The sequence below is a fragment of the Deltaproteobacteria bacterium genome (assembly GCA_019309045.1).
Lineage (GTDB): Bacteria > Desulfobacterota > Syntrophobacteria > BM002 > BM002 > JAFDGZ01.
On sequence record JAFDGZ010000021.1, the window covers coordinates 1 to 21,174 of the forward strand.

Consider the following 21,174-nt stretch of genomic DNA (forward strand, 5'->3'; position numbering starts at 1 on the left):
CCGCCTCTGGTATTCGTAGCCTTCATCGCCGGCATCGTGGGAAATAACAAGCTTGGCTTTCATCCCCAGCCTGCAAACCAGTTCGATGGCATGTTCAATACCCTTGCGGTGGACGATCCTGGTAGGCTGCAATATAAAGAGCTCGTCATCCTTTATTCCCAGGGCCTGCCGCACGTCAGAAGAATAATCATCTGGAGGTGGCGGGGGATTGTCGAAATCCATTATGTTCGGTGCAACCCGTGCTGAAATACCGGTGCGAAAAGAGAGCTGCTCATTTGCATAGGAATTGATCACCACATGACGAATTGATGGCAGGTTTGCAGGAAAGGCCATATTGAGGTAATCGGAGACACTGTTTATCAGGAAGCGGTCCCTTTCCCAGTAGAAGTCGTGATGATGAGCCACCGTGGTTATATTTGTTTCAGCTATCAGTTCCGTGAGAGCCAGACCGAGGGGAATATTCATCGGAATAGTCAGAGCATTTTCTACTAGAAGTAGACCTATGTCGAATTTTTCGATGAAATTGTAAAGGTGTTCTTTGAGCTTATAGGCAAGTCGATGTATCTGGCGAGTCACAGAGTGGTGACGTGTGGTTGTGCCGAAGCATTGCCTCTGGATATCCACTATCTCCGGGTGAGTGAAGTGAGCCTCCTCGGCCAGATATGACCTTTCTGGAGGCCGCTCCAGTTCTCCGGCAAAATAGAAGCAGGTGAAGCCATGCTTTTCGAAAACAGTGGCCCATTTTTCCGCCTCCAGGGAAACCCCGTCCGTTCCAGCAAGCCTGGTTGAAATTATTCCCCAGTGCGCCAGGTTGCGCTCATTATTCATTGCAGCCATTCATCCCTCCTCGAAGATTGTTGTATCTCGCCGCCTGTATTCGCCCGATGGCTCGAGCGGCTTTCCAGTGTATCACGCTTCCATTAATTTTCTGATTCCTATTAGACTTTTGCAGCATAAGCAGACGATCTGAACTGACTTCTCGATAATCAACCTCGAGATCCGCAGCCTCTACTCCTAACGATTCAGATCAATTATTTCGATACGGTGATTGGCTTCGGGATATTTCGGCGAAGGCCCGGTAGACAGCACCACGAGATTGCCCTGCAGCTCAGCCGACTGCAGCCAGTTGCGAGCGTACCCCTTCCAGTCGTCTGGCTGCTCCGGCTCGTGCACCGGCCAGATGCCATAAGAGAACATCAGCTGCTGACAAACCTTTTCCCTGGTGCTGACAGCTGCTATCCAGACTGGCAGCCTGAAACGGGTGATGCTCCTGGCTGTCGCACCACTGATGCTCGGCACCAGCACCAAGGCGGGTGCAACTCGGTCTATCAGAGTTTCTACACTCAGGGTAAGAAGGTCCCGCATGCTGAAATCGACTTTGCCGTCGAAGGTTCTGAGAATTTCGCGCACTTTGTGGCCTGGACGAGTCGGTTCGGTAGCTGCGGCAATCTTGGCCAGCATGGCAGCAGCATCAACCGGATATTTTCCCATGGCCGACTCTTCTGAGAGCATGACGCAGTCCGTGCCGTCGAGGATGGCATTGGCCACATCAGTGGCTTCTGCCCTGGTGGGACGCCGGTTGTCGGTCATGGACTCCAACATCTGCGTGGCGGTGATTACCGGCTTGCCCAGCAGGTTTGCCCGCCTGATGATCTCTTTTTGGGCAACAGCGATCCACTCTATGGGGATTTCCACCCCCAGGTCGCCGCGCGCCACCATGATCCCGTCCGCAGCGTCCAGGATGCCGTCCAAATGCTCGCGAGCGCTGGATCTTTCCAGCTTGGCAATGATGAACGGCTCGTGTCCGAGAGAGGCGGCTGCCTGGCGAACAGCACGTATGTCCGCCGCAGACTCTACAAATGACTGGCTTATCGCATCTACCCCCTTTTCCATGGCAAATCTCAGACACTGCTGATCACGCTCGGTAAAGGCGCCGATGCCGAGATCAATGTCCGGCAGATTGAGCCCCTTGCGGGAGCGCAGTTCACCTCCCACAACAACACGGCAGTGAACCTCTGTTCCGACCGCCTTTTCCACCTCGAGCTGAATGAGACCGTCATTGAGAAAAAGGGTATCTCCCGCTTTGACTACCTGCGGCAGTCTGGGAAAACTCATGGAAACTCGTTCCTTGCTGCCGAGGATCTCTTCACTTGTCAAAGTGAGAGGGTCGCCAGGATTCAATTGCACAGGCTCTTCAGCCAGTTGACCGATGCGCATTTTAGGCCCTGGAAGATCGCCCATAATGGCCACCCGCCGGCCGGTGGCGCGGGCCGCAGTACGGATATTGGCAATGACTTTCTCATGGCTGTCGAAATCAGCGTGGGAGAAATTGATGCGGGCAATATTCATGCCCGCCTCAATCAACTGTTTCAACACTTCAACAGATTCGGAAGCAGGCCCTATGGTGCAAACAATCTTTGTCTTGTTAGCAGGAAGCCTCATGGCATTTCCCTTCTCTTTTCAGCAAGAAGTACCCCCAGAGCGCAACATGTACCGGCCATTGCCCTGGCCACGCTTGGCAATGGCCTGACCGACCATCTCTGGCAAACTGGCTATTTCGACAATTCTAACTCCCCAGATGGCGACCTGCGCAGAGCAGTACCGGTAAATCAACCTCGAGACAGACTATCACATGGGCAGTACGCGCCGCAAACAATCCTGTGACTGGTTAATCCTCTTCTGCTCTGCCCAGTTCGACAATCCGTTTACCGTACTCCTTTTGAAGAGTGTTGAGATAATTCTCGTCGATCTCGCCTTTCCAGGTGATTATTTCTTTGAATCTTTTTGGAATCTTCACGCCCCTGGGGTCAAAACCGCTGGCCAACCGGAGCTGCCAGCGCATCTTTTGGATATGCTGGGCCACCTCATTCATATTGTCGGCCAAATACCTGTAACCCAGGCAATTCAAACACTCGGCCAGCAGTTGTTCCTTGTAAATTTCCCGGGCAAAAAGGCAGGAAACCATTGATGTCAACAGAACTCGCCCCTGTTCGTCCTTCAGCAAGAACTCCACCGCTTTTTGAGGATCCTTGTCTTTCTGCTTCTGATCATATGAATAGCCGCCCGCATCCAGGTGGGAATGCCTGAAACCCAGTGCCTGCGAGGTAAAAAAGACCTCACCGGTAGCGTAGCCAGCCATCTCTTGACCGAGGACGCAGGCGAAATCTTCTCCACCATAGTGTTCCACCGCTTTCATGGTTCCCTGGCCGAGGAGTCGGTAGAAATCGTTGCTCATTGAGCCAAGATGGAGTATAGCCTCCTTGTAACCGTCGGCATCACCAAATTTCAAGGGAACCAGCGTTTCTTTCTCCGAAATGACACCCCTTGCCAGCGCCTCTGTGGCCCAGGCCAGGGCGACTCCCGCTGACATCACGTCCAGTCCCATCTTTTCCACCATGTCAATAATGGCAAGCACCTTGAACGCATTGGTCATCCCCAGCATTGAACCTGTGGCAAAGATAGGCTCGTGGTCATAGGAGATCTGCCGGTAGAGATACTGATTGGGTTCCATGAATTTTTCTCGCACAAAGCCGATGTGTATGCAGCCCACAGGGCAACCGGCGCAGGCGGTGTTGCGCAGCAAAGTATCATTGGCAAAGGTTTCACCGCTGATGCCTTCGATGTCAGGATCGGTGGTCTGCTGGAGATTTCTGATTGGCAGGGCCTTCAGTCCGTTGAGAATAGCCACGTTCACTGGAGTGCCCAGATTATGATACTTATCCATCATGTCGGTGGTAGTAAGCTGCTGATAGACTGCTTCGAAGAGATTCCTGTACGTCTTACCTTCCGGGAGATCGAAGATACCATCTCCCAGAATGGCCACGGCCTTGAGATTCTTTGCTCCCATCACAGCACCGCCGCCGAGTCTGCCGAAATGGCGGTAGGTATCCACAGTGATGCAGGCCATGGGCAGAAGGTTCTCGCCTGCGGGACCTATGCGCAGAATGGACCGGTGGCCGGCGCCGCCAATCATTTTACGAAGCATCTTGCCGGATTTTTGCAGGTCAATCCCCTTCATGTAATGCACATCTTTGAGCTCCAGTTGCCGGGAGCCAATTATTAGACAGCTCAATGCCGGGGCCCTGCCAATAATGACCAGGCCGTCGTAGCCGGCAAAGCGAAGAGAAAGGGCCGAACGGCCGCCAGCGTGACTTTCGGCATACTGATCATGATAGGGCGACTTGAAACTGCACACGGTCTTGCTCATAAGAGGAAAATATCCGGTGAGCGGTCCGATGGTGAAAATAAGAGGCTGCGACGGCTCGGTCCAGGCCTTGTCAACATGACCGTATTTCTTGAAGAGAGCTGCAGCCAGGCCGCTGCCACCCAGGTGTCTATCCCGACCATCCATCTTGACCACCTTGCCTTTGCCTGTGGCAAGGTTCACCACGAGCACTCTGAAATAGTCTCTGCTCATGAAGCCACCTCCTTCCCCTCTGCAGCAGGGGCAGCCCCTAGCGACATCTCCACCATTTCCAGGCAATGATGGGGGCAGAATGCTACACACTGACCGCAGTGGATGCAGACGAACGGCTCCCAAGTAGGGGCAAGATAAATGGCATCGACAGGACAGGCCTCAGCGCAATCGCCGCACTGGATGCACAGTTTCCTCTTGACGAGCACACCTCCACCCCGACGCTGGGAAAAAGCCCCGGTGGGGCAGGCAAGGGCGCAGGGCGCCGGATCACAGGCCAGACATGACTTGGCCTCGAAGCCTGTGGACAGACCACCGGAAGAGACAATGCGGATGCCGGCCGTATCCCAGGACAATTTTTTGTACACCAGCCGAGCGCAGGCCAACGAACAGGAGTGGCAGCCGATGCAGCGCTCCATATGAGGAGTTGTCAGAATTTTAGCTTTTTTCATAAGGTTTCCTCATCTGAATAGATCCATAGGGGATCGGCAAGATGGTCTGTCCTGCCATTTAGACATTGAATAATTCTGTCCCACGGATGGGCCGCTTTCAGGATCCGCCCAGTACCAGGACCAATATTTGTCTCGTACATTAGAGCAACTCAACAGACGTACCGTTCGATCTTTACCGGAATCACCTTTAGGGCCGGCATTCGTGCTTGGGGATCCAGAGGCACGGCGCTCATCAGTGTGTTAACGTTAGGGGTCTCGTAGTGGATAGGCATAAAAACATATCCTGGCGCTATCTTATCAGTAACTTTCAGTTCGGACAAGACGCTTCCATACGGACTGGTAAGGCGCAACGACTCTCCTGCAGACAGACCTGCCCGATCAGCATCCTCAGGGTGCATCTCCACAAATGACCTGGGGGCGACCTTCATGAGTCTCTTGGAGCGCCGTGACATCTCACCTGTGTTGAAGTGAGCGAGCAGCCGACCAGTAATGAGCACCAGAGGATAGTCCTGCGTTGGTTTTATCAAGCTTCTGGGAAGAGATGGGGGAATAAACCTTGCCCGTCTGTCGCTGAAGGCAAAACCATCATCGTACAATCCTGGCGTACCGGGATGAGATTCATGGTAGCATGGCCAGCAAATTCCTTCCATTTCCTGCAACCTGCCGTAGGTCACCCCCGCGAAAATGGGTGCGGCCCGGCGTATCTCTTCCCAGATTACTTCGGTTGAGCCGTATTGCCAGTCATATCCCATGGCTCTGGCAATATTCTGAAATATCAGCCAGTCCGCTCTGGCTTCGCCCGGAGGTCTGAGCCCTGCGGAGGTGTGCTGAATTCTCCTGCTGGCGTTAGTAAAAGTTCCCTCCTTCTCCCCTATCATAGCAGCCGGCAGTACAATGTTTGCATGTTTGGCGGTTTCCGTAAGGAATACGTCCTGAACGATAAGGAGCTCCAAGCGATCCATCATCCAGGAAACGAAAGTGGACTGGGGCTCCGACATCACAGGATTCTCACCCACTACATAAAGGGCGCGTATCTTGCCGGATGCAATTTCATGGATCATTTCCGGAGCAGCAAGACCAGGCTTGCCTGGCACCTCGCATCCCCATATGGCTCCCAGGTGAATCCTGGCCGCCTCGTCATCAAGAAGCATGTGTCCGGGAAGAAGATTGGGCATTGCCCCCAGGTCACAGGCGCCCTGGACATTATTCTGTCCCCGCAGAGGAGCCACGCCGCAGCCTTCCCTGCCAACATTGCCGGTTAATAGGGCCAGGTCTATGAGGGCAGACACATTGTCCGTACCATGAGCATGTTGTGTCAGCCCCATACCCCACAAGAAAATAGTTTTTCTGCCGTGGATCAGTTCAGCTGCTCTGTGCAGATCCTCTCGAAAAATTCCTGCCATTTCGCAGGCAGAGTCTATATCGACCTCTTCCAGAGCTTTCTGCATAGCCTCGAAGCCAATGGTACGCTCTCGGCAGAACCTCTCATCGTGCCAGCCCTGCAAATAGATTATCTTGCTAAGAGCCTTCAGCCAAAAGATATCCGCACCCGGTTTCACCTTGAGATGAACCTGGGCGTATTTTGCCAGGCCTGTGGTCCGGGGGTCCACCAGAACAAGGCTAATTTCTCCTTTACTGGCCCTCTTTTTGAGTCGCTGCCAGATAATCGGATGAGTGGTACTGGTGTGAGCCCCCACTATCACTATGGTTTCCGTGGCCATGCCGTCCCTGTAAAAGGTGCTGACTGCTCCATATCCCAGCTGCTTCTTGAGCGCCACCTCTGAGGGTCCGTGACAGAGGCGAGCACAGTTGTCCAGGTTGTTATTGCCAATTACAACCCGCTGAAACTTCTGGCTGAGATAGATTTCTTCATTGAGAACCTTGCTGCTGGCAAGCATTCCCACGCTTTCCCGGCCGTAAGTTTTCATAACCCTTTGTAAACTCTCGGCTGCCTGGTCGATGGCTTCTTCCCAGGCAGCTTTCTCTAGAGTGCCATGGCGGCGCACAAGGGGATGAGTAAGTCGTTCTTGACTGCTCACAAGTTCATGGATGGAGAGGCCCTTGACGCAAAGGTACTTGTCGTTGACCGTCTTGTTTCTACCCGAGGCCCTGCTTTTCACGGGAACGCCTTTGTCGTCGAGCTCCAACTCCAGATTGCAACCCACCCCGCAGTAAGGACAGATGATGTGAATTTGTTCCAGCATAATTACTCCTTTGGCTTGGAAGGTATGTTTCGCCGATCAATCCCTGTGTGCTTGGTGGAACATCTGATGTGGGGCACCTTTGCACCTACCTGACAGAATGTAAGTTTTCCTGAGGCCATTCTTCCCCTTGACATCAGGACTGCTCTTTTTTATTATGGGATAGTTGTCATAACAAGATGCCATTGCAACTTCAATCGACATCACTCCTCCTCAAGGAAATATTCTGGCTCGAGTGCATCATAATGACACCTCCCATAGACCATTATCACCGCCCCATCGACTACTTGCGGGTGTCCATCACTGACCGCTGCAATCTTCGTTGTGTATACTGTGTGCCAGCCACCGGCGTCCACAAACTCAGCCACCACGATATCCTCACCTATGAAGAGCTGCTTCGCCTTACACGCATTGCCCTGGATATGGGTATTTCCAAAGTGCGCTTGACTGGTGGCGAACCCTTAGTACGTAAAGGGGTGATCGATTTTTGTCAGCGGTTGGCCCGCCTCCCAGGCCTTGACAGCCTCAGCCTGACAACAAACGGGGTACTCCTGGAGCAGTTCTGCAGCGATCTCTACCATGCTGGTATGCGACGCATCAATATCAGCCTAGACACTCTGCAGCCGGAAAAATTTGCCAGGATTACCCGCTTCGATCTCTTCGAGCAAGTATGGCGGGGCATCAGAGCCGCTGAACAGATTGGCTTTGCCCCGATAAAACTCAATGTTGTAGTCATGCGGGGCATTAATGACGACGAAATCGTAGAGCTTGCCCAACTGACCACCAGGCACGCCTTCCATGTCCGTTTCATCGAGTTCATGCCCCTCACTACTGACGACACCTGGGTCAGACGCCACTACGTCAGTGCCGATGAAATCCTGGCAACGCTTTCCGGGAGAGGGCCGCTGGAAAAGATTACCGTCGAACACACCAATGGCCCGGCTCGCCATTTCCGCTGGGCCGATGCGCCCGGGGTCATTGGCATTATTAGTCCCATCAGCCACCATTTTTGTCCTTCCTGCAACCGCATAAGGCTCACCGCCGACGGCAACCTGAGAAACTGCCTGTTCTCTGATCACGAAGTGGACATCAAATCCGCCATGCGCCAGGGCGCCACCGACAGCGAACTTGCCGCCATTTTGAGGCAGTCCATTGCTGAAAAGCCTAAAAACCATTTTCTGCAGTCAGACCTCTTTCACAAGTGTCACAGCCGTCCCATGGTTGCCATAGGGGGTTAGCAACAAGCAGTTTTCGCCTGGCACTCCTGTCCCAGTTGACGGAATGAACTTTGCATTCTAGAATCAGTCCCGAATTGAATGCCGTGGCCATTACCTTGCCATATTGGACACACACCATGCCCGATAAGCTGCTCACTCATCTGCCCCTGCTGCAGGCAATTCTCAAGTCTATGCCTCATGGCTTGCTGCTGTTCAACCCTGATGGCATCGTGCTCTTCGCCAATGACAGTGCAGAATCTATGCTCGGCTACAACTCCGGGTCCTTGGCTGGTAGTAACATCGGGCAAATTTTCATAAAAGATGACTGCAGGATCCTCCTGCCTAACATCATAAAACTGACTATGTCCGAGGGACAGTTCAGTGGTGAGGTCCTCCTGTGCGGCAAGAAGGGCCGCATCTTTGCCCACATCCGCACTCGGCTTTTTAAAGAGAAAGACTCACAACTCATTGTAGCTCACATCGAAGACATCAGCCCATTCAAGACCTTGCAGAAGAGTTCCCGAGAGGCGGACCGCGTTCTCTGCCTCGGCAAAGTAGTGGATCGGATGGCGCATCACATAAGAAATCCCATTGCAGCTATAGGAGGTTTTGCCGCCCGCCTTATGAAAGAGGGTGTCGCAGAAGAGCACAAACGATTGTACCAGGAAATCATTTATCAGGAAGCGAGCCGTTTGGAAAGTCTGCTCAGGAGTCTCGCCGACTTTACTTCGCTGCCTTATCCCTCCCTTGCCAACACATCTCTGGACAAACTCATGGCGAGAATCAGAGAACTGCTGCCGGAAGAGTTGCAGGAACGAGCCTCTGCCTGGCACGTTCCCTCACCAGAAATCTGTCGCTCCCTGCACGCCATTATGGATCTGGAGCTCATGTCTCAAGGCATCGCCAATGTGCTCACCAACGCACTCGAAGCAGCGAATCCAACCGTGGCTATTGCTATAGAGGCATTTTCACAAGATGGCAGCCTGCAGCTCAGCGTTAAAGACACTGGAACGGGCATTTCTGCTGAGGACCTCCCCTTTGTGTTCGACCCGCTTTTTACTACCAAGACACATCACGTGGGGCTCGGGCTGACAATCAGTCAACGCATCATTGAAGACCATGGCGGTAGCATCGATATTAAAAGCACACCAGGCCAGGGCACCACAGTAACAGTGGCAGTGCCTGTGGAGAGAAGAAGAGCAATTCGTTTGAGGAGGCTTTGATCAGGGCATCTCCTAGATCATGCCCTGGCCATCTCCGAAAGCATCCAGCCCAGAGCTAGTGATTTCCGTACCCAACGCTGCCCACCGTGAGATGCGGCCGCACCTTTTTCAGAGTCTTGGGGCCCACACCTTTCACCTTGAGCAATTCTTCCAGATGTCGATAACCTCCACAGCGTTGGCGTTCTTTCACAATGCGCTCGGCCACTGGACGGCTGATACCGGGAAGACGCGCCAGTTCAGCCTTGCTCAGTCGATTTACATCCACCTTGCTCCCTAGAGCCAGCAAAAAGCCAACCATCATTCTTTCCACTCGGAGCCGTGGTTGGCCGTTTCTATTGAGGCTCACTCGCAACCAGTCTCCATTCTTGAGTTTTCTGCAGCTCCAGAGATCTTGGATCTCGCCGCCCGAGTCCAGACCGCCCGCCCTCTTTATTGCGCGCTGGATTGATACCGGCTCTGGAAAAGAAAAGATGCCTGGATTGCGAACATGACCTCCCACCTGGATAAATGTAGGAGTTGGCCTGCAGGTCCCTGGTTTTCCCCCTGTGTCCCACGGCAACCACTCCTGCAACAGGTGGTAGGTTACCAGGAGAAAGGCGAACAGTAACACCACCGCTAATTGACGACGAAGGAAAAATTTCATAGCATTTTTGGCCGCTTACCCTTGAGAGATGGCCATAGTCTATGATTGGCACCCCTTCGGCAGCATCAAATGGTGGGTTGTCCCTGAGTAGGCAGCGCCATGCAGGTCATCAGGCAGGACAGCGCCAACAGAAACTATATCAGTGCCCCCGGTGATTCTCTATCACGTTCATGCCTGCAGCAGACAATAGATCCTGAAGCAGCCTCTGACCCTATCTAGGGATCAGGTTCAGCATCAGCTCTCTGAGGCCCTGTCGCGTTCCTTCTCGTCTTTGAACAGCTTGTAATTGACGCTATCCACCAGCGCCAGCCAACTTGCCTCCAGGATGTCCTGAGATACGCCTACGGTACCCCAGGTACTGGTAGAATCGGCAGATTCAATGAGGACTCTCACTTTGGCAGCAGTTCCTCTGTCACCAGGCAGGACCCTCACCTTGTAGTCGCTCAAACGCATGTGAGCGATTTCTGGATAGAAACGCTCCAGGGCCTTGCGCAGGGCCTTGTCCAGGGCGTGGACCGGCCCCACACCTGTGGCCGCCGTATGTTCTACCTTACCGCCAACCTTGAGCATTACTGTTGCTTCCGCCACAGATGGCTGGTTTTCCTGGATCTTGGAGACCAGTACTCGGAAGCCGATAAATTCGAAGTAACGCTTTACCTGGCCTACGGCTCGGTGCAGAAGGATCTCGAAAGATCCCTCAGCAGCTTCGTACTGGAAGCCTTCATTTTCAAGCTCTTTGAGTTCTTCCAGTATCTGCATGGCAACCGGATCTTTAGTGGAAATTTCGATGCCATATTGCTTCGCCTTGCGCTTGATGGTGCTCCTGCCGGAGAGGTCAGAAACCAGAATCCGTTGCATGTTGCCAACGAGTTCTGGTCGGATGTGTTCATAGGTCTCCGGGTTTCGCTGCACAGCACTGACGTGGATGCCGCCTTTATGCGCAAAAGCGCTTCGCCCCACGTAGGGCTGATATTGATTTGGCCTGATATTGGCAACCTCCAGAATATAGCGAGACGTCTCGCGCAAGAGAGCAAGCTGGGCATCGCTTATGCAATCCATGTTCAACTTCAGCTTTATAGCCGGTATGATGCTGCAGAGATTGGCATTGCCGCAGCGCTCTCCCACACCGTTCATTGTACCCTGGACATGATTCGCCCCCATTTCTACTGCAGCCAGGGAGTTTGCCACCGCCAGCTCAGCATCGTTGTGAGTATGGATGCCGAGAGCAGCCTCGGGAAATTCTTTTTTTACCTTCCTGATAATCTCGCGCAGCTCGCTGGTAAGTGTGCCACCGTTGGTATCACAGAGAACCAGACATTCTGCACCGCCCTCGATAGCCGCCTTTAGGGTTGCCAGAGCATAGGTAGCATCATCTTTGAACCCGTCAAAAAAGTGTTCGGCATCATAGAAAAGTGTAGCCACGTGAGGTCTCAGAAAGGCAAGCGAGTCGCGAATTATTTCCAGATTCCTTGCAGGACTGGTGCGCAGGGCGTCACGTACGTGAACCGTCCAACTCTTGCCGAATATGGTAATGACCTCAGTCTTGGCCTGGAGCAGTGCTGCAAGATTCTTGTCTTTTTCCGCTGAACTCCGGGGATTGTGTGTACTGCCAAAGGCGGCAATCTTGGCGTGTTTCAGTCTGTAGTTCTGAATCTCTTTGAAATAGCGCACATCCTTGGGATTAGATCCTGGCCAGCCGCCCTCTAGATAATGGATGCCTAATTCATCCAGTTTTAGAGAAATGCGGATTTTGTCCTCGAGAGAAAGATTAAATTCCTCAGCCTGAGTGCCGTCTCTTAAGGTCGTATCATAGATTTCTATTTTTCTCATCGTCTGATCCTATTCTGTTATGGTTTGCTCATTCCATCCATTACGGTGAAAAACACTTTTTTTAACCACTGTTGACTAATTTCGCTGGCAGCAAGGTCACTTATTACTTGGGAATCTCGTGCTGCAAAGGTTTGTCGAGAGCAAAGGCATCGTGCAAGACTCTCACTGCCTTTGCTGTGTAACGATCGTCGATGACGCAGGAAACTTTGATCTCAGAGGTGCTTATCATATGTATGTTGATATGCTCTGCTGCCAGGGCCTGAAACATTTTGGCTGCCACACCGGCATGGTGTCGCATTCCTACCCCTATAACGGAGACCTTGGCAATGTTTTCGTCACTGGAGATTTCCAGATGGGGCCAGTCTGCCTTCATGGCCTGGAGAATCTTGATGGCGGCGTTCCGATCAGGACGGGGTACCGTAAAACTGAGACTGGCATTGTCGGTCTCTCCAGTGCCCCCCTGAATTATCATATCCACAACAATACCTTCCCTGGCGATTTCTGAAAAGATCCGCGCAGCCACGCCTGGGACATCAGGAAGTCCTGCCAGGGTGATCCGAGCGTCGCTGTCTGAATAGGTGACGCCAGAAACCAACACCTTTTCCATGCTTTTGTCCTCCTTCACCACCATGGTGCCTTGTTCGTCCACGAAAGAGGAGCGCACGTGGATGGGAACATTGTACTTCATTGCGAACTCTACTGAGCGGATGTGCAATATCTTGGCACCTGTGCTGGCCATCTCCAGCATTTCCTCGTAGGAGATCCGCTGCAGCTTTCTGGCCCGCTCACACAGGTTGGGGTCTGTGGTATACACTCCAGCCACGTCGGTATAAATTTCGCAGACATCAGCACTGAGAGCAGCTGCCACTGCCACAGCAGTAGTGTCTGAGCCCCCTCGGCCCAGGGTGGTGATATTTCCCTTCTCGTCAAGACCCTGGAATCCGGCAATTACAGGAATGCGGTCTTTATAGAGATTGTGCCAGATGGGCTCTGTCCGTATCTCGCTGATTCGAGCCCGACCATACGAGTGATCCGTAAAAATCCTGGCTTGATGACCAAGCAGTGACTGTGCTTCATAACCCATGCACTTCACCGCGATACTGAAAAGAGCAATGGTCACCTGTTCACCAGTAGCGAGCAGCACGTCCAGTTCTCTCGGATCAGGCTCATCCGTAAGCTCGTGGGCCATCTGGATGAGCTTGTCTGTCTGGCCGGCCATGGCTGACAGTATAACCACCACATCGTGACCGGCCTGGCGCGTCTTTATCACCCGCTCGGCAACCGCCTTGATCCGTTCGATATTGGCCACAGAAGTGCCGCCATATTTTTGCACAATCAGGCTCACTGAGATACCAAGCTCCCGACTTTACTCATATTGTCGCGCTCAAGGATGCCGGCTAAACATCCCTGCAGAGACAAGCGCCTCTATTCTTCAGTCCATCCTGGAGTGAACTGAGTTCACTGTTTGATAAAACATATAGCATGACCTAGAGTATTAAAACTGTCAATCAAAAAAGAACTGCTCTTTTCGGTGCAGGGTTGATGGCAAAATGAAAGTGCACCCCTTTCACTAGCCGATTGCTGGCGGCCAACCTGAAGAGTGAGTCAGCGGCCAGCATTACAATGGCGCCATGGTGCAATTGCTCGCCGGAATAGATATCAACACAGGACAACGCAGGCTGAAGCCTGCGGCTACCAACTCCTTGTCGTGCCTCCAATCCCCTGTCACGCCTACCTGACGATACTGGTTATCAGGTGCACTTTCATTTTGCCATCAACCATCTTTCCGGTGCAGCATTAGTATCATTGTCTTATCCGCCCTCTTGATGGGGCCGAGCTCCGCATCAGTCCACACTCGCCTTGCATATCCAGGCAGCTACAGAGCGGCACGCCAAAAAATCTTGCTTTGTTCACGCAGCTCACTGACGGCGGCAGGATACCATTTCTCCAGGAAAGAGCTTTCCCGGGCAGCTCTCTAGCGAATCTATGCCTGGATCATCCGTGTTTGTGGACAAATGCCAGGAGTTTCTGAAGCCTCTGTTCCGCCCGCCGCCCTCGGGCAATAATGATGATGTTGCGGCTGCTCTCATCTGCAAAGGAAAGCTGAACTTCCAGGTATTCCTCCGGCAGCTCCTTTGTTATACGCTCCGGCCACTCAATGGCTACTGCGCCCTGCCCGTAAAGAATCTCCACCAGGCCGAGCTCTTCAACCTCTGTATCGCCTGCAACCCGGTAGAGGTCAATGTGATAAAAGGGAATTCTTCCAGGATATTCATTGACTATGCTGAAAGTGGGACTGGTAATATAGTACGACTCTGGCACCTGCAGCCCTCTGGCCAATCCCTGGGCAAATACAGTCTTGCCGCTGCCGAGTTCCCCGAACAGGGCGATCACGTCCCCGGGCTGCAGCAAGCTTCCCAGAATCTCGGCAAGCCGCCGGGTATCCTCTGGACTGGCTGTACATGTCTTCCACATGGCCGCCTTGCACCAACTATATCAGCAAGCACCTGGATCATTAGTATGGGGAAAAGGGAGGAATGGCAAGATCTGCCAGGCTGGGGAAACTCAACAAAGTCAAAGTTCACCCAAAACAGCTCCTCTGCTCAAACATCAATTTCAGCCAACCTGCTCAACACCTTCGGAATCTGCTCCAGCAAATCAGTGGCAATCATCCCCTGGCAGCCAAGATGCTCCTTTGCCTGGTCAGCTGCTGCCCCGTGGCAGAACACTCCAAGACACGCCGCTTCAAAGGCAGCCAACCCCTGGGCCAGAAATCCGGCGATCAGTCCAGTAAGCACGTCACCGCTGCCACCGCTGGCGAGTCCCGGGTTGCCGTTCACGTTTATTGCCACCCTGCCGTCCCTGTGAGCAACAATGGTGCGGGCGCCCTTGAGCACCAGGGTCACTCCGTACTTGCGGCTGAAGGATCTGCTGAGCTCGAGCCGCTGCTCCTGTACTGCCGCAGCCTCGAGACCCACGAGTCGGCCCATTTCTCCAGGGTGAGGAGTAAGAACCAGCGGGGCTTGAGCCCTTTCGAGCACTGCCAATTGGCCTGCTAGACTGTTGACTCCGTCGGCATCAACTACCAGAGGGCAGCCACCTTGCTCCACTAGCTTGCAGACGAGGCTTCTGGTCTCCTCGTGCATTGAAAGGCCGGGGCCCAGAGCCAGCGCCTGTTTGTTGGCCAAAAGTTGTTGCAGCCTGGCCCAGGCTGCCTCGCTGATGGTCTGCGCAGGAGTCTCCGGCAACGGCTCGGTCATCACCTCGGTAAGCTTGACCTCCAGGACTGGATTGAGGGAGGCTGGAACAGCCACAGTTACCAGACCAGCACCAGCACGGGCCGCCCCCAGGCCCGTCATGGCAGCAGCACCGCTTTTGCCCACCGAGCCTGCCACCACCAGCACGTGTCCAAACGAGCCTTTGTGTGATGTCATGGGCCTTGGCTGCACCAGCGATGCAACTTCGGCTTCGTCGAGCACAACCATTGGCGGAGGAGCAGCCTCGGTCACACTCCTGGGCAGACCGATGTCTACCACCTGCAAATCTCCCACAAATGTGCAGCCTGGAGTAATCAGCTGCCCCACCTTGGCAAGACCAAAGGTGGCAGTAACATCTGCCCGGATACACACTCCTAGAGGCAGGCCAGTGCTGGCGTGCAAGCCAGAAGGCAGATCCACGGCAAGCACTGCCGCTGCCGCCCCATTTATCAATTCAATTACATCCCGGTAGTAGCCGCGTACGGGTGCATTCAATCCAGTGCCAAAAATTGCATCGACAATCAGATCAGCAGACTCCACCAGCGGCCTCAGGGCAGTGATCCCATCAGCGCGAGTCCGCACCTCGATTGGTACGCCAAGCCTCTGGATGATTGTCAGATTTGTCCTGGCGTCTCCTCGGTATGCCTCCGGCTCTTTCAGACAGCACACCACCACGTCCAACCGCTGCTGCCATAGATGGCGGGCAATGACAAAACCGTCGCCGCCATTGTTCCCTCCCCCGGCAACCACCAGCAGCCGCTTGCCCTCGAGATGCGGAAAGTGGTTTTGCAGCACTTCCGCCGCTCCTTTGCCGGCATTTTCCATGAGGACAACCCCAGGAATGCCGAGGGTGTCTATAGCAGCCCGATCCATAGCGGTCATTTCTTCTGCAGTCACCACCCTCATGACATACTACTCCTCCAGTACCACAACAGCTACGGCAAGATTGGTCTCATCTGAAAGGCTGAGCCACACCTTCCTGGCACCCACGGTTTTCAGCAATCTATGGGCCTGATCGTATAGATGCAGCACCGGCTTGCCGAGTTCATCATTGCTTACCTCGATATCTCGCCATCTGAGTCCTTGCTGCAACCCAATGCCGAGAGCCTTGGCAAATGCCTCTTTAGCCGCGAAACGGAGGGCCAGACATGAGGCTGGCCGCTGCCTCTTGAGACAGAGTTCTATTTCTGCCTCAGTAAAAATCCTTTTCAGAAAGCGCTCCCCCCACATGGCTACAGCCCTTTCCATCCGGCCCACATCAACCATGTCGATTCCCAATCCACGCATCATCTCTCTGCCCGCGGCCATGCGCCTCCACCACCGATCAGCTCAACCATATCGCGCACTGCCCTCTCAAACCCCACCAGCACAGCCCTGGCAATAATAGCAAAGCCAATATTGAACGACTCTATCTCTACCAGATCTACCAGCCAGCCAATGTTGTGGTAGTCTAGACCATGGCCGGCACTCACGCCCAAGCCGACTTTATGGGCCACTTTAACCGTGTTGTAGATCTTGTCGTACTCTTCTTGCCGTTGTCGCAGGGTACGGGCTGCACAAAAAGGACCGGTGTGCACCTCTATGAAATCAGCCTCGAGCCATTGTGCCGCCCGTATCTGATCCAGGTCCGGGTTTATGAAGACGCTAACCGCAATGTCTGCATCTCTTAACAGCCGAATCGGTTTTTTCAGTTTTTCCTTGTTGAGGTGAACCTCAAGAGCTCCCTCGGTGGTAATCTCTTCGCGGCGCTCCGGCACGAAAGTCACCATATCTGGCTTGACGCTGAGGGCAATCTTGAGCATCTCTTTGGTGGGAGCCATCTGCAGGTTGAGCCTGCTCTTCACCGTGTGTTGCAGTACGTTCAAATCACGCTCCTGGATATGGCGACGGTCTTCACGCAGATGGATGACAATGCCGTGTGCCCCGCCTAGCTCCGCCAGCACCGCCGCAGCCACTGGATCCGGCACTGATGCCTGGCGCGTCTGTCTGAGAGTCGCCACATGATCTATCTTGACTGCAAGTTTGGCCACACCATCCTCCTCTTTTTCAGGAGCCCCCCATTTGCGGGACCACCAAGCTGGTATCGCTGTAGAGTGTGTAGCGGATTGTCTGCACCTCTGCCGCGGTTGTCACTCCATGGCTGCCAACCTTTCCAGGAGTTCTCTAGTCTTTTCGGCCATCTGCCTCTCAGAATCCTCGTCCCCCTCATGGTCAAAACCCAGAAGATGCAAAATCCCGTGAACCAACAGCCGGGACAGCATGGCATCCAGAGAAATACCAGCCTCCACCGCCTGTCTCGCTGCTGTGGGCAAAGAGATCACCACGTCTCCCAACAGTTGTGGAGACACATCGCCAAACTCACCTTCCCGCATGGCAAAAGAGAGGACATTGGTTGCTCCTTTTCGCCGGCGATACTCCCAGTTGAGAGAGCTCATCCTCTCATCGTCAACGAGGGCTATACTGAGCTCTGCTTCACGACATGCCAAGACGTCTAAGATCTTCCTTGCTTTTGCCTTGATCTTCTCTAGATCCGTTCTGATCTCTCGCTGCAGGTCTACTACCCTGATCTCCATCTTTTCGCACCTTCCCCTCAGCACCTTTGGCGGCAGCCTCTGGGTATTCGATCCGCTGGTGAAAAATGCCGGAGAGAATTTGATTGAAATTCTTGGCAATCTGATGCAGGTCCTTGAGAGTCAATTCACACTCGTCGAGCTGGCCGTCTGAAAATATTTTGTTGATGATTTTCTGCACCAGCCCCTGAAGCCTCGCAGTGGTGGGTTCTGCCAAGGTGCGAGAGGCAGCCTCAACTGCGTCGGCCAACATTACCAGGCCAGCCTCCTTGGTCTGCGGCTTTGGTCCCGGGTAGCGGTAGTCTTCCACCAGCACCGAAGATGTCTCGGCTGACCTGGTATTTCTAGTCTTGTCGTGCTGTTCAAGTGCCTTCTGATAAAAGTATGAGATTACGCTGGTGCCGTGATGTTGTTGAATGATATCCTCTATAGCCTGTCCGAGCCGATGTTTCTTGGCCAGTTCTACGCCTTCCTTCACATGGGAAATCAGGATAAGGCTGCTCATTGAAGGCGCCAGCCGTTCATGTCTGTTCTCGTTAGCCCTCTGATTCTCAACAAAATAGGCGGGTTTGTTGATCTTGCCAATGTCGTGGTAATAGGCTGCCACCCTGGCGAGCAGAGAGTTGGCGCCAATAGATTTGGCCGCTGCCTCGACCATGTTGCCAACGATCAAGCTGTGGTGATAGGAGCCCGGAGCCTGCACCATCAGCTGGCGCAGCAGAGGCTGATCCATACTTGCCAGCTCCAGGAGCCTGACGTCCGTGGTGTAGCCGAAAATCATTTCCACCAGAGGTAACAGACCGGTAGTAGTTACCCCACTCAATAACCCTCCGGTAACACCGAAAACAAGGGCAACCCCAGTGCGAACGCTGAACATCTGTTCGTTCACCATAGTTAGAATGATGATCACCACAGCGTTGGCCAGGCTGACTGTAAGGCCAGCCTTCAGTGGTGTACTCCGATCCCGGCATTGTTCCACCCCATGAATGGCGACCAGGGAGCCAATGAGATAGAAAAAAAGCAGGCTCAACTGCTTTTCGAGCACCAGTGTTACCAGCAATGACTGCACGAAGGCGAAGAGCATGCCAGTGGCTGGATTGAAGAAAATCGTCACCAGCATTGCCCCTGAGGCCAGGGGGAGCAAATAGAATATCGCCTCTCGTGACACCAGAGGGAAAGCACTGCTCAAGGCCTCTGCCACGCCCATGGAAATCTTGCCGATTCCCAGGAAAAGGCAGACTATGACAGCGAGAAACAGCAAATCTTTACTTTTTTGCGGGAATTGCCTGATGTACCTGTCTCCCACGTACACGCTCACCCAGATAATAAGACACCCCAGCAGGGCCACCCCAATGGTGGTAAATATGGCAGCCCATTCCACCTTTCCCTGAGCCTGCATTTTCAGTTTCAGCAGCTCTTCTTCACCGAGACGCTGACCCTCCCGAACAATCATCTCCCCTTTTTTCACCTGGAAAAGTACTGGCTTGACTGCCTCGATCGCCTGCTGTCTTCGCAGTTCCGTCTCACTGCGATTGAAGGTAATATTCGGCTGCAGCATTTTCAAAGTGAGATGGACGACAGCGTCTCTGAGAGCCCGAGGCTCGTTGTCGAGAAGCATTGTTGCTCGCAAGCGAATCTGCTGCTTGGCCTCCTCGAGACTTAGAAACCTGGTTGGGTCCGTTATATGAGACTCGGTGCCGGTCTGAACGCTCCGCAGCAGGATTCCCTTCTGGACCTGACTCAACACCAACGATTTATTGCCGACAACGCCAGAGGACAGTACAGCTTCAGCGAGCCGCACCACTTCCTGCTGCACTCGGCCATCAAACTGCGCCTTTACCAAGGCGGCGAAATCCTTGCTGGACACCGAAATACCGAGCAAGGCTTCGAACTGCTTCTTCGCTTGCGGTATAGCTTCCAAAGGAGATTTGTACTCGGCTTCTATATTGCCACTGGCACCATCTTGCTCATTGCCTGCTGTTTCCAGTGGAGTCTGCATCATGGTGCGCATTGTTTCAAAGGCAGGCGCCAATCGTTCTTTCAACTTTTGCACCGCCTCCTCATCGAGGTCATAAACAGCCAGCGATTTTCTTGCCGCCTCTTCCCTTTTCCTGGCTGTAGCAGCTTCATCCGTGACCAGGAAGTCCTTGCTCGCCTTGATGTCTCGATCAACCACATCTCCAAGTTCATAACGGGCAGGCAGTCCCAGGTATCCGGGGGTTACCAGCAAGGCCAACACCAGGCTCACCCCGATAAGAATCAAGGCCCTCTTCCAGCGTGCTTCAGCTGCTGACTCGGAGCTGCCGCCCCTTTCCAGAGGTATGGTTCGCTTTTTGGCCGCCTCACTGGAACGACGGCGAACCTTTTTCAAGATTTCCGTGGTCTGCCTTGTCATGCTCTGTCGCCGCTATCCTCTTCTGCTTTATCATATGCCTTGATAATGTCCTGCACGAGACGGTGTCTGATCACGTCTCTTTCACTGAAGTAGACGAATTTCAACCCTTCGATACCCACCAGAATTTCTCTAGCCACAACCAGGCCCGAGCGAACACCATTAGGCAGATCAATCTGAGTAATATCACCGGTTATTACTGCCTTGGAACTGATGCCTAACCTGGTGAGAAACATTTTCATCTGTTCCGAGGTAGTATTTTGCGCCTCATCGAGTATGACAAAAGAATCATTCAAAGTTCGCCCCCGCATGAAGGCCAGCGGCGCAACTTCAATTACTCCCCGTTCCAGCCACTTGGACGTTTGACCAAAATCTATCATGTCATGCAGTGCATCATAGAGGGGCCTCAGATACGGGTTCACCTTTTCCACTAGGTCTCCTGGGAGAAAACCCAGTTTCTCCCCAGCTTCAACCGCCGGCCGCACCAGAATTATGCGATTTACCTGCCCAGCATTGAGCCAGGAAACTGCCATGGCCATAGCTAGATATGTCTTGCCTGTGCCTGCCGGGCCAATGCCAAAAACAATGTCATAGTTGCGCATAGCGTCAATGTACTCTTTCTGGGCGATACTTTTGGGAGCAATAAGCCGTCTCTTGGCTGTGATGTAAACTGCGTCCAGAAAGATATCGCGCAGACTGGCCCGGTAATTGCTGCTGAGAATCTGAATGGCGTGAGTAATATCGCTGGGATACAGGGGGTAGCCTTCCTGGAGGAGGCCGTAAAGTTCTTCCAGGAGCCGCCGAGCCAATTTGACGCCGGCCTCGTCCCCAACCACTGTGATGGTATTTCCCCGAAGGCTGAGTTTTACCTGCAGGGCTCCCTCAACGGCCTTGAGATGAGCGTTGCGACTGCCGCAAAGACTTAGAAGCAGGCTGTTGTCGTCGAACCGGAGCACAGTCTCCATCAACTGTTCC

General features: G+C 53.4%; 17 protein-coding genes. 2 read left to right on the forward strand and 15 right to left on the reverse strand.

From position 1 onward, the window contains the following. From JRI89_06200 to fdhF, 5 genes are all read right to left on the reverse strand, one after another. Nucleotides 1–837, reverse strand: an 837-nt coding sequence (locus tag JRI89_06200) for a glycosyltransferase family 1 protein (GenBank protein ID MBW2070832.1), incomplete at its 3' end; no start/stop codon positions are given. 177 nt (nt 838–1,014) lie between these two features. Continuing rightward, nucleotides 1,015–2,442, reverse strand: a complete 1,428-nt coding sequence (pyk, locus tag JRI89_06205) for a pyruvate kinase (GenBank protein MBW2070833.1) — start codon at nt 2,440–2,442, stop codon at nt 1,015–1,017. Between the two features lie 226 nt (nt 2,443–2,668). Continuing rightward, the gene (locus JRI89_06210; protein MBW2070834.1) at nt 2,669–4,417 is read right to left on the reverse strand and encodes an aldehyde ferredoxin oxidoreductase; all 1,749 of its coding nucleotides are present in this window, start codon (nt 4,415–4,417) and stop codon (nt 2,669–2,671) included. Further along, the gene (locus JRI89_06215) at nt 4,414–4,866 is read right to left on the reverse strand and encodes a 4Fe-4S binding protein (protein ID MBW2070835.1); all 453 of its coding nucleotides are present in this window, start codon (nt 4,864–4,866) and stop codon (nt 4,414–4,416) included. Before JRI89_06215 ends, JRI89_06210 begins: the two co-directional genes overlap by 4 nt. A gap of 149 nt (nt 4,867–5,015) precedes the next feature. Beyond that, complete coding sequence (fdhF, locus tag JRI89_06220; protein ID MBW2070836.1) at nt 5,016–7,070, reverse strand: formate dehydrogenase subunit alpha; 2,055 nt, start codon at nt 7,068–7,070, stop codon at nt 5,016–5,018. 242 nt (nt 7,071–7,312) lie between these two features. On the opposite strand from fdhF, the gene moaA reads away from it, so the two are divergent. Together moaA and JRI89_06230 are read left to right on the forward strand one after the other, a co-directional pair. After that, on the forward strand, nt 7,313–8,305 hold the full coding sequence (moaA, locus tag JRI89_06225) for a GTP 3',8-cyclase MoaA (protein ID MBW2070837.1): 993 nt from the start codon (nt 7,313–7,315) through the stop codon (nt 8,303–8,305). A gap of 116 nt (nt 8,306–8,421) precedes the next feature. Continuing rightward, nucleotides 8,422–9,507, forward strand: a complete 1,086-nt coding sequence (locus tag JRI89_06230; protein MBW2070838.1) for a PAS domain S-box protein — start codon at nt 8,422–8,424, stop codon at nt 9,505–9,507. Nucleotides 9,508–9,562: 55 nt separating this feature from the next. Here the strand turns inward: JRI89_06230 and JRI89_06235 are convergent, their stop codons facing one another. The 10 genes from JRI89_06235 to JRI89_06280 form a co-directional block, all read right to left on the reverse strand. Then, the gene (locus JRI89_06235; GenBank protein MBW2070839.1) at nt 9,563–10,150 is read right to left on the reverse strand and encodes a helix-hairpin-helix domain-containing protein; all 588 of its coding nucleotides are present in this window, start codon (nt 10,148–10,150) and stop codon (nt 9,563–9,565) included. 234 nt (nt 10,151–10,384) lie between these two features. Continuing rightward, nucleotides 10,385–11,980 carry a citramalate synthase gene (locus tag JRI89_06240; GenBank protein ID MBW2070840.1) on the reverse strand — a complete coding sequence of 532 codons (1,596 nt, stop codon included), beginning with the start codon at nt 11,978–11,980 and terminating at the stop codon, nt 10,385–10,387. Between the two features lie 103 nt (nt 11,981–12,083). After that, the gene (locus JRI89_06245) at nt 12,084–13,325 is read right to left on the reverse strand and encodes an aspartate kinase (protein MBW2070841.1); all 1,242 of its coding nucleotides are present in this window, start codon (nt 13,323–13,325) and stop codon (nt 12,084–12,086) included. A gap of 650 nt (nt 13,326–13,975) precedes the next feature. Beyond that, nucleotides 13,976–14,455: a tRNA (adenosine(37)-N6)-threonylcarbamoyltransferase complex ATPase subunit type 1 TsaE gene (gene tsaE / locus JRI89_06250; protein MBW2070842.1), complete on the reverse strand. Its 480-nt coding sequence runs from the start codon at nt 14,453–14,455 to the stop codon at nt 13,976–13,978. A gap of 128 nt (nt 14,456–14,583) precedes the next feature. After that, nucleotides 14,584–16,143, reverse strand: a complete 1,560-nt coding sequence (locus tag JRI89_06255) for an NAD(P)H-hydrate dehydratase (GenBank protein ID MBW2070843.1) — start codon at nt 16,141–16,143, stop codon at nt 14,584–14,586. Nucleotides 16,144–16,149: 6 nt separating this feature from the next. Further along, nucleotides 16,150–16,527: a holo-ACP synthase gene (locus JRI89_06260; protein MBW2070844.1), complete on the reverse strand. Its 378-nt coding sequence runs from the start codon at nt 16,525–16,527 to the stop codon at nt 16,150–16,152. After that, nucleotides 16,524–17,267: a pyridoxine 5'-phosphate synthase gene (locus tag JRI89_06265; GenBank protein MBW2070845.1), complete on the reverse strand. Its 744-nt coding sequence runs from the start codon at nt 17,265–17,267 to the stop codon at nt 16,524–16,526. Before JRI89_06265 ends, JRI89_06260 begins: the two co-directional genes overlap by 4 nt. Before the next feature lie 99 nt (nt 17,268–17,366). Next, nucleotides 17,367–17,810: an rRNA maturation RNase YbeY gene (gene ybeY / locus JRI89_06270; GenBank protein MBW2070846.1), complete on the reverse strand. Its 444-nt coding sequence runs from the start codon at nt 17,808–17,810 to the stop codon at nt 17,367–17,369. Beyond that, nucleotides 17,710–20,202: an HDIG domain-containing protein gene (locus JRI89_06275; GenBank protein MBW2070847.1), complete on the reverse strand. Its 2,493-nt coding sequence runs from the start codon at nt 20,200–20,202 to the stop codon at nt 17,710–17,712. Before JRI89_06275 ends, ybeY begins: the two co-directional genes overlap by 101 nt. After that, the gene (locus JRI89_06280; protein ID MBW2070848.1) at nt 20,199–21,164 is read right to left on the reverse strand and encodes a PhoH family protein; all 966 of its coding nucleotides are present in this window, start codon (nt 21,162–21,164) and stop codon (nt 20,199–20,201) included. The genes JRI89_06275 and JRI89_06280 overlap by 4 nt, the downstream gene beginning before the upstream one ends. Between the last annotated feature and the right edge of the window lie 10 nt (nt 21,165–21,174).

What these genes read in the sequence shown, in the direction of transcription:
- pyk (MBW2070833.1), bottom strand. Translation starts at nt 2,442, where the DNA reads ATGAGGCTTCCTGCTAACAAGACAAAGATTGTTTGCACCATAGGGCCT.
- JRI89_06210 (MBW2070834.1), bottom strand. Translation starts at nt 4,417, where the DNA reads ATGAGCAGAGACTATTTCAGAGTGCTCGTGGTGAACCTTGCCACAGGC.
- JRI89_06215 (MBW2070835.1), bottom strand. Translation starts at nt 4,866, where the DNA reads ATGAAAAAAGCTAAAATTCTGACAACTCCTCATATGGAGCGCTGCATC.
- fdhF (MBW2070836.1), bottom strand. Translation starts at nt 7,070, where the DNA reads ATGCTGGAACAAATTCACATCATCTGTCCTTACTGCGGGGTGGGTTGC.
- moaA (MBW2070837.1), top strand. Translation starts at nt 7,313, where the DNA reads ATGACACCTCCCATAGACCATTATCACCGCCCCATCGACTACTTGCGG.
- JRI89_06230 (MBW2070838.1), top strand. Translation starts at nt 8,422, where the DNA reads ATGCCCGATAAGCTGCTCACTCATCTGCCCCTGCTGCAGGCAATTCTC.
- JRI89_06235 (MBW2070839.1), bottom strand. Translation starts at nt 10,150, where the DNA reads ATGAAATTTTTCCTTCGTCGTCAATTAGCGGTGGTGTTACTGTTCGCC.
- JRI89_06240 (MBW2070840.1), bottom strand. Translation starts at nt 11,980, where the DNA reads ATGAGAAAAATAGAAATCTATGATACGACCTTAAGAGACGGCACTCAG.
- tsaE (MBW2070842.1), bottom strand. Translation starts at nt 14,455, where the DNA reads ATGTGGAAGACATGTACAGCCAGTCCAGAGGATACCCGGCGGCTTGCC.
- JRI89_06255 (MBW2070843.1), bottom strand. Translation starts at nt 16,143, where the DNA reads ATGAGGGTGGTGACTGCAGAAGAAATGACCGCTATGGATCGGGCTGCT.
- JRI89_06260 (MBW2070844.1), bottom strand. Translation starts at nt 16,527, where the DNA reads ATGATGCGTGGATTGGGAATCGACATGGTTGATGTGGGCCGGATGGAA.
- ybeY (MBW2070846.1), bottom strand. Translation starts at nt 17,810, where the DNA reads ATGGAGATCAGGGTAGTAGACCTGCAGCGAGAGATCAGAACGGATCTA.
- JRI89_06275 (MBW2070847.1), bottom strand. Translation starts at nt 20,202, where the DNA reads ATGACAAGGCAGACCACGGAAATCTTGAAAAAGGTTCGCCGTCGTTCC.
- JRI89_06280 (MBW2070848.1), bottom strand. Translation starts at nt 21,164, where the DNA reads ATGGAGACTGTGCTCCGGTTCGACGACAACAGCCTGCTTCTAAGTCTT.